A 14,064-nucleotide genomic window follows, 5' to 3' on the forward strand; every position below is an offset into this window, starting at 1 on the left:
TAGCGGACGCAAACCGAATTAAATATGAATTGGTCTGCTGAGTTTTTCAGCAGACCCTAGTATAGAACGTTAACCGCAGACAGAAAGAATCCAAAGCAAAAACCCTATATAAAATCCGAAGATGAATATCATTACTCTCCATGAACACCTCACCAAGCGTGCAGAAGCTCAAAACCAGCAACTCCGGATATTGAAGAGTGGGAACGAACATCTGAATAACGAAGAGAAAGCTCTCCCCCCTAGTCTGTCAGTCCGTCCAGCTTGCTGACTGCCTCACGCTTGTTCTTATCTATGACTTTGGCATATATCTGTGTCGTCTTCATATCGGCATGTCCCAATAGCTTACTTACTGTCTCGATAGGAACGCCCAGGGACAGCAAAAGGGTAGCGTTTGTGTGCCTGGCTACATGGAAGGTCACGCGCTTCTTTATCCCTGCCGCCAATACCCAGCTTTTAAGGGCCTGATTTGTAAAGCCGCTGGATGATAAGGGGTAGATGATATCTTCTCCCATAGCGGTTCCCCTTTCCGGGAGGAACTTCAAGGCTTCGTCAGATACCTGTAAGTATTCTTTCTTCTTCGTCTTCTGCTGGGTAAAGCAGATCTGCTTCCTGCCTTCATGGTCGGTCTGGATATCGTCCCATCTCAGGGCCTTGACATCCGAGAAGCGCAACCCGCTGAAACAACTGAACAGGAAGGCTGACTTTACCAGCGGTTTGATACATTCGGTCTTTACCAGCGCCCTGATTTCTTCCAGGCCTAAGTATTCCCTGTCGCTTTCCGGACGTTTGGGACGCTCGAAGCGGGTCATCTTCTTCATCGGGTTATCGGGAATGATACCATCCTGTACCGCACAGTTCAATACAATGGATAAGGCGCGGCTGTAACCGTAACGGCTGCCTTTGGATAACAGGCTGCCTTTAGCGTTTGCCGCAATGCCCCGGCGGCTGGAGAGGTTCTCCGCTGTCAGCAGGTATTCACTGAAGCCGCAGCAATACTCCCTGGTAACTGACCTGAAGGTTAGCCCGTCACCCTTATAAAGGATCAGGTGTTTTATAAGGCTCCTATAAGTATCGCATACCGCTGTCTTGCCCTCCGCTTCTTTACGTTCCGTCAATGCCTGCAAATATTTGATGAAATTCGCCTTTTGTTTCAGTCCCATATTGACAAAGCCGTTTTCCTTACTGGAGAGTTCGTCGATACGTTGCGCCTTGATACGGACGGCCTTGTCAAGCATACGGCGGTTCAGTTCCCTGTCTTCGGGTGTCCTTTCGGGTACAAGGTAAAGTTTGGGGAACTCGTATAAGCGCTTACCGTTCCTGTAGATATCGAAGTAAATGGATTGGCTGCCGCCGGAGAGTTGTTTGAAGCGTATCTTTACCGGCTCCTTTGCTTTGGGTTGTTTCCTGCTGTTTGTCATAAGGATAAATATTAAATTAAAAATTAAACCGGGGGCAAGATACAAACAAGGAACGGTATATCAAAGGAAAATAAGGATTAATTACCTTTTGATATATATGTTTTTAAATAACTAATAATCAGATATTATATAAATACAAGAAACATAATAGTTTACGAAAAACAAACAAGGTAACAATTATAAAAATACATAAGTAACAAACAGGTAACAAATAATGGATAAAAAAGGATTATGTAAATGAAAAATAAAAATCTATTTTTACTCTTATTAACTAGTTTAAATAACTGTATATAAGCGTATTTAGTTTCTTTTATATCCCTTTTATTTTCGTTTGCTTTCTGGGTGAATTTTGATGGTAACTTTTAAGGTAACAAAGGTAACACTTTTTTACTTATTACTTTTTACCCTCATCGTAAGTCCCCTTTGGGGGATTTAGAGGGCCTGTCAATACTTCAAAGAGCTATCGGCTAAAAGCCATATATATAGATAAAGTATTTACCAAAAAACAGATAATTATTATAGGAATAATCCCCCATTCACATTATTTATATAAAAAAGCCGAAAGACAAAATATCGTCTTTCGGCTTCTTGTATTATTACTTACCTGATTTTTATTTATAATCGTCCGGAGTGATAACGATTTCTCCTAACGATTTCTTGTCAGAATCAAGATAAATGTATTTATATGTGATCCCAAAATCTTTTGCAGACTTAAGTTCCGGTGAGTTTTTAAATGCATTTATCATTGTAGCTTTAGTTTCGTCATTTATTACTAATACAGACGGATCGGCTACGCTAAATTCTGTTACCATTGTGTCTCCTCCTTCAATGGTACACTTTTCCATAGTCATGCCGTTTCCCATATCAAGAGGGCATTGTTTGTTGACTATTCCAACTTGTAATTCCAGGTATTTCTTTTTTGCATCGCTACATTGGATAAAGAATGAACATGCAAATACAATAGCAATAATGCTAAGGGTAGTTTTTGTTAAATTTCTCATAAGTTGTATTTATTTATTAATAGTAAGGATGCAAAGATAATATTTATCTTTTAATTTTTGTTAAGGTTTGGTAAAGATAAAAAGAGAGCTGTTAATGACAACTCTCTTTCCTGTATTTTAGCGGTATCTTATTCAGAAACTACTTCGAAAGGAATTTCTACAGAAACTTCTTTGTGAAGCTTAGCTGTTGCTTTGTAAGTACCTACTTCTTTTACCGCATCTTTGATGATGATAACTTTACGGTCTACATTGTAACCTAATTTTTCAAGAGCTTCTGCGATCTGGATATTAGTTACAGAACCGAAGATAGTACCGGTAGAGCTTGTTTTTGCCCCGATAGTAAGTGATACTCCTTCAAGTTTGGCAGCCAAAGCTTCGGCGTCTTTCTTGATTTTCTCAAGTTTGTGAGCGCGTTGCTTCATGTTTTCAGCCAAAACTTTCTTTGCAGACTCTGATGCTATCACAGCTTTACCTTGAGGTATAAGGTAATTACGTCCATAACCGTCTTTCACAGTCACGACTTCATCTTTATATCCTAAGTTAAGGATGTCTTCTTTCAATATAACTTGCATTTCTTTTTCCTCCTTTTTATTATTTCATTAAGTCTGTAACGTAAGGAAGCAAAGCTAAGTGACGGGCTCTTTTTACAGCTTGTGCAACACGACGTTGGAATTTCAGAGATGTTCCGGTAATACGGCGAGGAAGGATTTTTCCCTGTTCGTTAAGGAATTTCTTCAAAAACTCAGGGTCTTTGTAGTCGATATACTTGATACCGTTCTTTTTGAAACGGCAGTACTTCTTTTTCTTGACATCAACTGAAGGCGGAGTCAAATATCTGATTTCTGATTGCTGTGCCATAATTTAGTTCTCCTTTACTTCTTCTTTTTTAGGTGATTTTAGATTTCTTCTCTTTTCTGCGTACTGGTGTGCAAACTTATCCTGGCGGAAAGTCAGGAAGCGGATAACACGTTCGTCGCGGCGGAAGTTGATTTCTAGTTTAGCGATAACAGCCGGATCAGCTTCAAATTCTAACATCGCGTAAAAACCGGTGGATTTCTTCTGGATCGGATAAGCCAGTTTGCGAAGTCCCCAGTTTTCTTCATTTACTATTTTTGCCCCTTCATTGGTCAAAATAGTCTTGAATTTTTCTACCGCTTCCTTCATCTGTACATCAGACAAAACGGGAGTCAAAATGAAAACGGTTTCGTAATTGTTCATAAATTAAATAATTATAAATTAAACATGTCATTTTTGCAAATGAGGTGCAAAGATAGAGCTTTTTATTTATATAACAAATGCTAAAGCTTTAAAAAATCTTTGATAAGCAGACTTCTTATCTTACATTTGTACACAATATAAGAGGAACCGTCAATGGAAAATGAAGAAATACTCAGCTTGGATGGAGATCAGGATCTTATCTTCCCTATCATCAACGGAAAAGTATCGATGGCAATTAACCGTATGATGTACCGCAACCTTCGTAAAGAAGGGCTCGATATTACACCCGAACAATGGACGGTATTAGCTTTTCTTTGGCGTGAAGATGGTGTCACTCAGCAGACCTTATGTAACTCCACATTTAAAGATAAGCCGAGTATGACCCGCCTGATCGATAACCTTGCCAAGCAAAATCTTGTCTACCGTAATGCTTCCACTACGGACCGGCGCTCCAATTATATATTTCTCACTGATCTTGGTAAATCAATAAAAGACAAGGCCAATAAAGCAGTGTATCAGACCATGGATGCTGCTTTGGCGGGAATTGACGAAGACGGGCTTAAGCAGGTGCGCTTCCTGTTGGCGGCTGTTTTCGGCAATATACGGGAGGCCCTGGAGGATTCTAATCGCTATTAGAACCTGATAAATATCTTATTAATCTGTCTCGCAGCTTTCCGGAGACAGGATAGTCAAATTTTCTCGCAAAGAACGTGTCCGAACGGATAATGTCCTCAAAATCCCTTTCGTCCAGATTGGCCGGATATACTCCGTCCCTGTTTTCCCATAACATGAATCTCAGGTTCTTTTTCGCTACCTTTTCTTTGAACGGGGAATTCATCAGTATGGAATGCAACAGGATCTCTTCGGAGCAAAACGTATATTTATAAGTTTCCAAAATATTAGGATACTTATCGAGAAAGCAGAGGAAGTATTTTACCGCCGGAAGTGTCAGAGTCCAATAGGTTGAACCTCCATAGAGGCTGTTTAGTTCGGATGGCAGTTTCCTTTTATAACCCGCAAACTTTTGTATCTGTACAAATGCTTTGATAAATAGGCGATGCCAGCTTTTTGCATTAAAGACCTCATACAGATTGTAATATATAACCCGGTTGAATCCTCCTCCTATCCATGTTTTAATAGGTAGTGGCCTGGCCGAAAGATACTCTGTTCCATAATTCTCTTTCAGATAACCGGATATCTGTTGCGGCGACTTTACAGGGAAGTCCTGTCCTGTGATCAGGTGGACATAATCTATGTCTTTGTCTTTCGCGCATTCCTTCGATAAAAGGAGGATGGCTTTGAGGTGGTCGACGCTACCCCAGTTGACTCTGTATTCCCGCGATACGAGCTTAACGGCAGGCTTCTCTTCCAGCATCTTAATATCAGAACCGGTAATCCGGCTTTTCTTATCTATATGGATATAGAATGAATAGTCTTCATCGAAGAAGTCTACCAGTTCGTTTAATTGCTGTGGATTCTTATATGCTGTTACCAGTATGGCGTGTTTCATTTCTTTAGTTTTTAATAATCAAATCCATATAAACAGGGAGGTGGTCGCTGTATCCTCCCAGATATTTAAATCCTGAATAAGTACGGAACGGCTTCTGTCCGCCATACTTTTTATTATCGTCATGCAAGAGGAATGATGCAGGGTAAACATGTGCTTCTTTCCCTTTTATCGAAATTTTAGAAGAGAGGTTCAATAGGTTCCCGCTTATAATAAACTGGTCTATGAAGTTCCATTTCCCCCTGTATTTATAAGAGCCTGCATTCTTCTCGCCTGAATAATGATAAAACATATTGTATAAGTTTTTGTCCGAAACCGGGGATTTGATGCTATGTGCGCCAAGGCTTTCAGATAGACTTATATCATTCGGATAGTCATTGAAGTCGCCCATAATAATGATATTCGCTTTCTTCCGTATGCGGAAAAGGCTGTCGGTCTTCTGTCTCAATAGTTCTGCACACCGTATGCGGTCGGGTCTTGTCCTTTTGATCCCTTCGCGCCGTGAAGGGAAGTGGCAAACGAATATATCCAGTATTTCATCATTGATGACTCTCCCTGTAACATGAAGTATATCCCGTGTCGTTTTCATTGGGTCCGATTGCAGGGTGGGAGTATAAGACCTTTTGCTTATTATCTTTATCTGGTCCCTTTGATAGAGCAGGGCAGTGTTCGAACCTCTGTTGTCTTTGGAGTTGGTTATTATATATTCATACTTATGTTTCCTCAGTCCGGCTCTTTTGGTAAGGTCGAACAGTACAGAGTCGTTTTCTACTTCGCATATGCCGACTAACGCAGGCGGATATTTATCGCCGGCAGATGCTATGACCGTGCCTATATCATTTAGCTTCTTCCAATACCGGCGGTTTGTCCAGTGCAATTGACCGCTTGGAGTGAGATCGTCATCGTTTGTTCCCGGATTGTCTTTTATGTCGTACATATTCTCTACATTGTAGAACATGATACGGAAATTTTCCTGGGCATTTGCCTGTATGCTGATTATCAGCAGCAATATAATGCCTTGCAGTATCTTCCGGAATTTATTTAATCTGCTCATAACAACCAATATCGGGGGAATCCTGACGGGATTTACCCCGCAAGTCGAAAGGCAGACCCCTGGAATATGTTTTATCAGCTTTATCTATGGCCGGAGATGATTCCTGTAACTCAAAGTTGTATGAATAGATACCTTCCGTATTTAAGTCTTTGAATAGAGGGTCTTTATTCCATATTATATTTTCAAAGTGCGAGTCTGAAATCTCCGTGCCTTTTATCAGGCAGTTTATGAACTGATGATTGTAGACTGCGTCAGCGTTTCTATTCATTAAGAATTCTCTGTTCAATGAACCGTAAACGATAGAGTTCATAAAATCACATTGAACTAACGGCATCTCCTTGCTGTTGCTTATTACCAGGCCCTCCGTCGTCCTTGCCGACCATCTGAAATAACTGGCGATCGTACAATGCAGGAATGAATATTTTCCCCCGTTGAGATTAAGTGCGGCGCCTTTCGAGTTGACAAGCAGGCAGTTCCCGCCGTCAATATTGCTGTTTGTGGCTAATATCCCGTATTCCAATGTGTTTTGTACAATTGCATTCAATAAGGTTGCTTTTTTGTACCGGATGTCTGACGCATAGAATGTTATGCCTTTTGTGGCATTCCGTATATTTATGTTTTCAAGTTGGTTGTTGTAACTTTCGGAATAGAAATACACGCCGTCCCATTGTCCCGGGACATTGTCGTAAGGTATATCTGCTTCAATCTTGTCAAAGCGGTCTCCCCTGAAAATGACAGGCTTTTCTATTGTCCCGCTGGCTATCAGCGTACCGTGTATCCGGATAGAAGCATTATTCCTCAAAAAGACTTTGGTGCCTTCAGCCATTGTAGCCGTAACCCCTTTGTCGATCACGATGGAATCATATACAAGAAGCGGTTTTTTGCCTGTAATTACAGAGTCTTGGGTAATCCGTTCGCCTTTCCATATATAGACATCCTGTCCTACAGCTTCCAGTTGCAGGTACTGGATATTTCCGTTTGTTTCGAATCTGATAGAATCGCGTATTAACAACGGATTTTCATTATTCGTAGGATTCACAGTAACTTCTATGAATCCAAAAAGACTGTCCTTTTTCAGTATTTCTACATTTGAGAGCTTCGTCCCTTTTTCTCCGTCGATATTCATTCTGAATCCGCTTTTTGCTGGGTTCATCAATTCTATCGAGCCTATCACGAGCGATCTGCTGTTCTTATTATATATTTTAAACTGCCGTGTCGCAGAGCCGATAGTAGTAAATACGGTATCGAAACTGATTGTATCGCTCGAGAATGAGAGGCTCAGGCTCTTGTCGTCCGAAAAATCATCTCTATCTTTACAGGAGCTGAATATCGAAAGGAAAACGGATAATAGAATAATCCCCCTTGCCAGCCTTTTCAAAGGAAACAACAGATAAAGCAGTTTCTTTAATTTGCAATTAGTTCCCGTTATTTTATAACTCATAATTAATGATTTCAGTACTCTGTCATTTTTATCTCGCCATACCAAATTTCAGATGGATGTAAAAGATATATTCTATCGGCCTGCTTCATTTAAAACTCCGGTTTTCTTTTTCAAATACTTCAATACGCAATAAGAGATTATACTTATCAGGCACGCTATAATGAGAAAGTAATTATAGGCTTTCTGATGTTCCACCCATTCTCCGGACAAATCGAAAGCACAGAATATCAGAAACAAGGCGAGCAACCCGTTCTTCTCTTTTTTCAATACTTTTTTCCAGCTAAACGACAATGAAGGTTTTATAAACAGCCCGAAGTCCGGTAAAAAAGCCGGAGTCTTGTCTGCCCATTCACTGTAAACTGTTCCGAATTTCCTACCTAGGAATTGTTCTTCCGCAAACATGATTCTTTCGTAGTAAACCCAGTATAGAAGGCAAAAGGCAATAATAAACCACAGGTTGCCGGTCAGCAGGCATACTCCTAACCACATTAAAAAATTTCCCAGATAAAGCGGATGCCTTACAACAGAATACACGCCGGTGGTATTGAGTGTATCCGCAACTTGCCCGTTGGCAGTGTTCCTGCCCGACGTATTTTCCGGTGTATATCCTACAGTATAAATACGGATACCTAACCCTAACAGACTTATAACCAGACATGCCACCTCATAATATGCTTCGTAAAGAGTTCCTTCGAGTATAAATGTCTCGGGGTATATTTCCGTTTGCAAATATAAGTATGCGCCTATAAACAGGATAATAATGGGTAATATACCCCTATAGCGGAAAAGCCAATTTCCTTGCCGCTCAAATTCTTCTTTCAATGCCATATCACTTTTCTATTGATGTAATTAAATATATAATCATAATTTTACTACCAAATTAGCACTATTGTCCCGGCGAGTATCAATGTTCCGCCGGCAATAGTTTTTATATCTATTGGTTCTTTCAGGAAAATAAATGCCAGCACCATTACAAAAACAATGCTCAATTTATCAATCGGCGCAACTTTCGATACATCGCCTGTCTCCAGAGCCTTAAAATAAAATATCCATGAAAGTCCTGTGGCTAATCCCGACAAAATCAAAAAAACAAGGCTGACTTTACTTAATTCCTTTACATCTTTCAGATGGCCGCTGAAAAAGACAATGCCCCAAGCTAAGAAGAGTACAACTGATGTCCGGATAGCAGTAGCCAGATTCCCATTGATATCTTTTACTCCAACTTTGGCTAAAACGGCTGTGAGCGCAGCAAATATGGCTGATAAAAGAGCATAGTATTTCCACATATTCTTCTTCCCTATATATGTTCGCCGAACCAGAAAGTAAATTCGGTGGATATTATTTTTACAACCATTATAACGAATTTCATGGGGTCCTTATTGTTCCGTTATCGACCTATTTTCATTTTTATGCAAGACATTTCCCTTTGTCAAAGTTATCGGGTGGTTTGCGATTCAACTGCAAACGCCGTCTATAGAACAGGATTGCCCGCTTATGATTTCTCCTTTTCCGGTAGATATGCCGTTTTGTTCCCATTCGGCATATGCTTTGTTCAGCACCTCCAGATAATCTTCAACAGGAATGGAACCCTGCACTATTTGCTTGTTGTTGAATACATAGAAAGGGATGTATTCGAGATCAAGCTCGTTTTCGCTATATTCAATATCCTCTTTTATCTTGTCCAGATATTTATCGCTGTCCAGCATTTCCACAATGGATTTTTCAGTCAGTCCTATTTGTGTACCCAATTTCACCAGAATGCTGTTGTCGCTTATGTCTGCACCTTTCACAAAATAGGCATCGAAGAGTATCTCTTCGGCTTCGGTTGCCAGTCCCGATTCATTTGCCAGCTTCACCAGACGGAGGGCGTCGGATGTATTAGCCACGATAAGATTGTCGTAATCATAATTTAATCCGACTTCTTTTGCCAGTTTAGCCGTATTTGCCATTGTTTCATGGGCTTCATTTATACTTATCTGATATTTATCCGCGAAATATCCGTAGATTTTCGACTCCAGAGCTTCTTTCGGAAGTTCAGGATCTAATTCATAGCTGTGCCAGACAAGTTCTATATTGTCTTTGTGCTGGAAACGGCTCAAAGCCGTTTCCAGTTTTCGTTTGCCTATATAGCAATACGGGCAGGCTATATCCGACCATATGTCTATTTTCATTTTATCCATCTTTTTATCTCTATTTCGTTGATAATTAGTTTTGTAGTTCCTAAAAGGTAACAAAAGTAACAGATATATCAGTTAACAGTAAACAGTGAACTAACTTGTAACTCGTAACTGCCCTAGGGCGAAGTAACTTGTAACTATTAAAAAAGGTAACAAAGGTAACAGTTTTTTTGTTTTTTATTTGTTACTATTTATTATTTCAAAGAGCTGCAAAACAATGCTTTATTGTATAGATAAATATATTTGTTAAACTTAAAAAGTAACAAGGCTATAATAATACAAAGATACTATTAACCTATAATATATTTACTCTTCGGCAGATATGAAATTACTTTTATAATAATATAAGATACCAGAAAAGTACATATAGCCAGTAGAGGGATTTTTATTGCGGCTGTGGAAAAAATATCATCGAAAGCCCAATAGAAGAAATTCAAAACCATTATATGCACAAGGTATATGCCATAACTCATAATGGAAATACTTGTTATTACTTTTTTCAGGATAGTGTCCTTTCTACATTTGATATTCTTTATGACAAGAAATATCCCCAAAGCCATGATTGCCACGTTGATGGTTCCGTAGTTCCATGACAATTCCAGATCCGGAACTAATTCCTCTGTCCCGAGCCGGCTTGCGAAGAGTGAATATGTAACTGTGTAACCTGTTATAATCAAAGACAGTCCGGCGGGCAGGTCCCATTTGCTCTTTGCCGTACAGAATTTTTTGAGATAGAAGCCGAGTATGGCGAATCCGAGAAATCCGGTAAAGTAATATAGCAGGGATGTCGGATTCCAGTAACATTCTCCCAATACCTCGGGGAATACCTGATGTATATAAGGGAGGAGTAATGTGATTGCCCATATAATGAGGTAAAAATGCAGGCCGTTGCGCGATGCATTATTCAGCCAGGGGGATATGACGGGAAAGAACAGGTATAACCCGATCAGCATATAGATATACCATAGGTGACCGACCTCTACCCCATAGTTAACCGGGATTTTGGCTATACTGACAAATATTCCTTCCATATCGGTCTTACCCATAGCGAAAGCATATAGTGCATATAATATACACCATATAATGAACGGTATCAATACACGGGTAAAGCGTTTCTTAAAGAATATATTCATCTGTTCCTTGACAGGCAGGACAAAATAGCCTGTAATTATTATAAACAGGGGTACTGCTGTTCTGAACAGCGAATTATAGATGTTGACCCAGAGCGGACCGTCTCCACTCGCGACGGTTCCTCCGTCCCCAATGTAATAAAATTCACCGGCGTGTACCTGTATTACCATATAGCAGGCTAATACTCTGAGCAAATCGAGACTGAATACCCTATCTCCTTTCATTTTTTTTCTTAATAAGTGTTTTATGTTGGAATTTTCTGTCTTGTTTTAAAGTTCTATTTTTCTAACGCGCCAGTCGGCTTGTATTTGGCTGTACCGATTTGGCTAACGCCGATTTTCAATTCCGCTTCGCTCCAATTCATTTTGCCTTGATGCAAAACGAAACAAAAAATCAAGGCAGCATCCCCCGGCGACCCAAAACCGTAGCTCCGGTGGAGCAAAATAATACGGAATCATCTTTAGCCGGATTATCAGTCAGGTATAGCAGCTACCGTATTTTGCTCTACACCTCCGCTTTACGGATTGGGTGCCCCGCCTGCTGGACGAGGCCGGAATCGCGATGCGACGACAGAACAGAGGCTCTTCAGGCTTTAGTCCTATGTGCATAAGCCTACTCGTAACTTGTAACTGCTCACAGAGCGTTGTAACTTGTAACTAAAAATAGAACAAATAAATCCTTTTATAAAAATGCCGTGCCAATTAAGCATATTACTATCGGCACGGCAAATATTTTATTTCAGATGCTATATATCGAATAGCCTGGTCGGTTTTATTTAGCAGGAATGTTTTTCAGTATTTCAAGTAAGAAAATCCACCATTTTTCAACGGAAGGGATTTCTACCTGTTCTTCCGGCGAATGTGCATTCCGGATTGTAGGTCCGCACGAAATCATGTCCAGATGTGGATACTTTTCCAGAAATAGCCCGCATTCGAGACCGGCATGGATTGCCATTATCTCCGCTTCCTTGTTGAAGAGCTTTTGATAAGCATCTTTAGCTACTGCCAGTACTTTAGAATCCGGATTAGGCCTCCATCCCGGATATCCCGCCGAATGTTCCACCTTAGCTTTCGCCATTGTGAATACAGCATTCACTATATTTCCTGCATCATCCTTCAATGAATTGGTAGAACTTCTCTGGCTTGTAGTTATCAGGATTGTATTTCCTTCTTTCATTTTCACCGAAGCCAGATTTGTAGATGTTTCCACCAGTCCGGGTATTTCAAAACTCATGCCCAGTACGCCATGGGGACAAGCATATAGTGCGTTCAGTAAGTTGTTTGCTGTGTCCTTATCTATAACAAACGATGGAGTGTCGGTAGATTCCACTGTCATTTTCAGGTTTGGATCTATGCTTTTCAACTCAGCTTCGATTTCCGGAGCCAGTGTATTCAATGCCACTATTACCTCTTCCTTTTTATTATAAGGTACTCCTGCTATGGCATATGCTTCGCGGGCAATGGCGTTATGCAGGTTTCCTCCGTTAAATTCTGCGAGGGACAGGCCATATTGCCTGCTGAGAGTCCATAGGTAACGGTTTAGTATTTTGTTTGCATTGCCGAGCCCTTTATGGATTTCCGAACCGGAGTGCCCTCCGTTCAATCCTTTTATCTGAGCTTTAAACCAGAAATAGTTTGAAGGAGTGCTTTCCTGTTTGTATGTAAACGTAGCTGTAGTTATCTTACCACCTGCGCATCCTATATATACTTCACCTTCTTCTTCTGTATCCAGATTGATGAGGATATCCCCATTCAGGAAATCTTTACTTAAAGCATAGGCTCCGGTCAGGCCTGTTTCTTCGTCCACGGTGAACAGGCATTCCAGCTTGCCATGCTCTATTGTATCTGATGAAAGTATTGCCAGTGCTGCTGCAACCCCGATGCCATTGTCGGCACCCAGTGTTGTGTTTTTTGCCTTTAACCAGTCGCCTTCTACGACTGTTTCTATCGGATCATTATCGAAATCATGGACAGTACCGCTGTTTTTCTCACATACCATATCTACATGTCCCTGAAGTATTACGGTCGGAAGATTTTCTTTACCTTTGGTCGCAGGCTTGGTAATAAGCACATTCCCGGCATCGTCTTTCTTTACCTCCAGATTATGCTTTTGAGCAAAATCGAGCAGATAAGCTATAATTTTACCTTCTTTTTTCGATGGGCGCGGGATCTGGCTTATTTCATGAAAATAATTCCACACTGCACCAGGCTTTAAATCTTTTATTGTCATATTCCGTTAAATTTTTTAGTAGATGACTACTCTAATTAGTAATAACATATAAAATTAGAGAGATAACATATAAAAAGCAATTTTTTTACATCTTTTAAAGGTTTCAATATAGCGTTGTTTTAACATAAAGATATATCTTTGCCAAGTCGTTCTCAAAAACAGGTATGGAAATGAGTCCCGTACCCACGGATTTTCTGTTTTAAAAAAGGATTAACTAATGCATTTAAATAAATGAAGAATATCTCTTATGTTATTAACGGTGTACTTGCAGTTGCAATAATCGTATTGTTTATTTTATTTTTTACATCTAATAAGAAAAGCACAGAAGGTGGATCTGCATCCCTGAAATTTGCAGAAGGTGATTCTACAGGCGTTTTGCCTATAGCTTATGTCAATGTTGACTCTTTACTTATCAATTACAATTATGCAAAAGATGCAAATGACGTTTTGATGAAGGAATATAACAATTCTAATGCTACATTGAACAACAAGCAACGTCAATTTGAACAGGAAGTAGCCGATTTCAGAAAGAAAATCGATAACAATGTGTTCCTCAGCCAGGAACGCGCGCAACAGGAACAAGTCCGTATCCAGAAAATGGAGGCTGACCTCCATACTACAGCAGAACGATTGAGAGAAGATTATATGAAAAAACAGGCTAAAGTAAATGCGGAGATAACCGATTCTGTACGTGTCTGCCTGAAAGATTATAATAAAAAGGCTAATTATCAGGTGATCTTTAGTAATACGGGATTGGATAATATCCTGCTTGCAAAAGATTCATACGATATTACAAAAGATGTGATACAATTGCTCAACAGCCGCTACAAACCGGAAGCAGCAAAATAACAGAAATGAAAATATAGAAATAGGATAATTGCCGTAGGG

At 40.0% G+C, this 14,064-nt stretch carries 16 protein-coding genes; 3 read left to right on the top strand and 13 right to left on the bottom strand.

Features of this window, described 5'->3' with window-relative positions; all coding sequences use genetic code 11:
• Window positions 1-239: 239 nt before the first annotated feature.
• From ACFO6W_RS16900 to rpsF, 5 genes are all read right to left on the bottom strand, one after another.
• The gene (locus ACFO6W_RS16900) at window positions 240-1,418 is read right to left on the bottom strand and encodes a tyrosine-type recombinase/integrase (RefSeq protein WP_379998549.1); all 1,179 of its coding nucleotides are present in this window, start codon (window positions 1,416-1,418) and stop codon (window positions 240-242) included.
• Window positions 1,419-2,029: 611 nt separating this feature from the next.
• Complete coding sequence (locus ACFO6W_RS16905) at window positions 2,030-2,419, bottom strand: hypothetical protein (protein ID WP_379998551.1); 390 nt, start codon at window positions 2,417-2,419, stop codon at window positions 2,030-2,032.
• Between the two features lie 128 nt (window positions 2,420-2,547).
• Window positions 2,548-2,991 (bottom strand): 50S ribosomal protein L9, encoded by a 444-nt coding sequence (gene rplI, locus ACFO6W_RS16910; RefSeq protein WP_379998553.1) that lies wholly within the window; start codon window positions 2,989-2,991, stop codon window positions 2,548-2,550.
• Window positions 2,992-3,010: 19 nt separating this feature from the next.
• Window positions 3,011-3,280 carry a 30S ribosomal protein S18 gene (rpsR, locus tag ACFO6W_RS16915; RefSeq protein ID WP_183305946.1) on the bottom strand — a complete coding sequence of 90 codons (270 nt, stop codon included), beginning with the start codon at window positions 3,278-3,280 and terminating at the stop codon, window positions 3,011-3,013.
• Window positions 3,281-3,637: a 30S ribosomal protein S6 gene (gene rpsF / locus ACFO6W_RS16920; RefSeq protein WP_006798739.1), complete on the bottom strand. Its 357-nt coding sequence runs from the start codon at window positions 3,635-3,637 to the stop codon at window positions 3,281-3,283.
• Window positions 3,638-3,790: 153 nt separating this feature from the next.
• On the opposite strand from rpsF, the gene ACFO6W_RS16925 reads away from it, so the two are divergent.
• Window positions 3,791-4,273: a MarR family winged helix-turn-helix transcriptional regulator gene (locus tag ACFO6W_RS16925; protein ID WP_379998555.1), complete on the top strand. Its 483-nt coding sequence runs from the start codon at window positions 3,791-3,793 to the stop codon at window positions 4,271-4,273.
• On the opposite strand, the gene ACFO6W_RS16930 is transcribed toward ACFO6W_RS16925, so the two are convergent.
• From ACFO6W_RS16930 to ACFO6W_RS16960, 7 genes are all read right to left on the bottom strand, one after another.
• Window positions 4,260-5,147, bottom strand: coding sequence for a beta-1,6-N-acetylglucosaminyltransferase (locus tag ACFO6W_RS16930; protein ID WP_379998557.1), 888 nt, complete (start codon window positions 5,145-5,147; stop codon window positions 4,260-4,262). The two genes, ACFO6W_RS16925 and ACFO6W_RS16930, sit on opposite strands and share 14 nt — an antisense overlap.
• 4 nt (window positions 5,148-5,151) lie before the next feature.
• Window positions 5,152-6,198, bottom strand: a complete 1,047-nt coding sequence (locus tag ACFO6W_RS16935; RefSeq protein ID WP_379998560.1) for an endonuclease/exonuclease/phosphatase family protein — start codon at window positions 6,196-6,198, stop codon at window positions 5,152-5,154.
• On the bottom strand, window positions 6,182-7,639 hold the full coding sequence (locus ACFO6W_RS16940) for a choice-of-anchor Q domain-containing protein (RefSeq protein ID WP_379998562.1): 1,458 nt from the start codon (window positions 7,637-7,639) through the stop codon (window positions 6,182-6,184). The genes ACFO6W_RS16935 and ACFO6W_RS16940 overlap by 17 nt, the downstream gene beginning before the upstream one ends.
• Window positions 7,640-7,711: 72 nt before the next feature.
• Window positions 7,712-8,467, bottom strand: a complete 756-nt coding sequence (locus ACFO6W_RS16945; RefSeq protein ID WP_379998564.1) for a methyltransferase family protein — start codon at window positions 8,465-8,467, stop codon at window positions 7,712-7,714.
• 44 nt (window positions 8,468-8,511) lie between these two features.
• A complete protein-coding gene (locus ACFO6W_RS16950) occupies window positions 8,512-8,925 on the bottom strand; it encodes an EamA family transporter (RefSeq protein WP_379998566.1) in 414 nt (137 codons plus the stop codon).
• Window positions 8,926-9,093: 168 nt separating this feature from the next.
• Window positions 9,094-9,810 (bottom strand): DsbA family oxidoreductase, encoded by a 717-nt coding sequence (locus ACFO6W_RS16955; RefSeq protein WP_379998568.1) that lies wholly within the window; start codon window positions 9,808-9,810, stop codon window positions 9,094-9,096.
• Window positions 9,811-10,106: 296 nt separating this feature from the next.
• Entirely contained in the window at window positions 10,107-11,171 is a 1,065-nt protein-coding gene (locus tag ACFO6W_RS16960; protein WP_379998570.1) for an acyltransferase, read from the bottom strand.
• Window positions 11,172-11,320: 149 nt separating this feature from the next.
• On the opposite strand from ACFO6W_RS16960, the gene ACFO6W_RS16965 reads away from it, so the two are divergent.
• Window positions 11,321-11,557, top strand: coding sequence for a hypothetical protein (locus ACFO6W_RS16965; protein WP_379998572.1), 237 nt, complete (start codon window positions 11,321-11,323; stop codon window positions 11,555-11,557).
• 161 nt (window positions 11,558-11,718) lie between these two features.
• Here the strand turns inward: ACFO6W_RS16965 and ACFO6W_RS16970 are convergent, their stop codons facing one another.
• Window positions 11,719-13,176: an aminoacyl-histidine dipeptidase gene (locus ACFO6W_RS16970; protein WP_379998574.1), complete on the bottom strand. Its 1,458-nt coding sequence runs from the start codon at window positions 13,174-13,176 to the stop codon at window positions 11,719-11,721.
• A gap of 231 nt (window positions 13,177-13,407) precedes the next feature.
• Here ACFO6W_RS16970 and ACFO6W_RS16975 point away from each other — a divergent pair, with 231 nt between their 5' ends.
• Window positions 13,408-14,025, top strand: a complete 618-nt coding sequence (locus ACFO6W_RS16975) for an OmpH/Skp family outer membrane protein (RefSeq protein ID WP_379998576.1) — start codon at window positions 13,408-13,410, stop codon at window positions 14,023-14,025.
• Window positions 14,026-14,064 lie beyond the last annotated feature (39 nt).

Source organism: Dysgonomonas termitidis (assembly GCF_042654545.1).
Lineage (GTDB): Bacteria > Bacteroidota > Bacteroidia > Bacteroidales > Dysgonomonadaceae > Dysgonomonas > Dysgonomonas termitidis.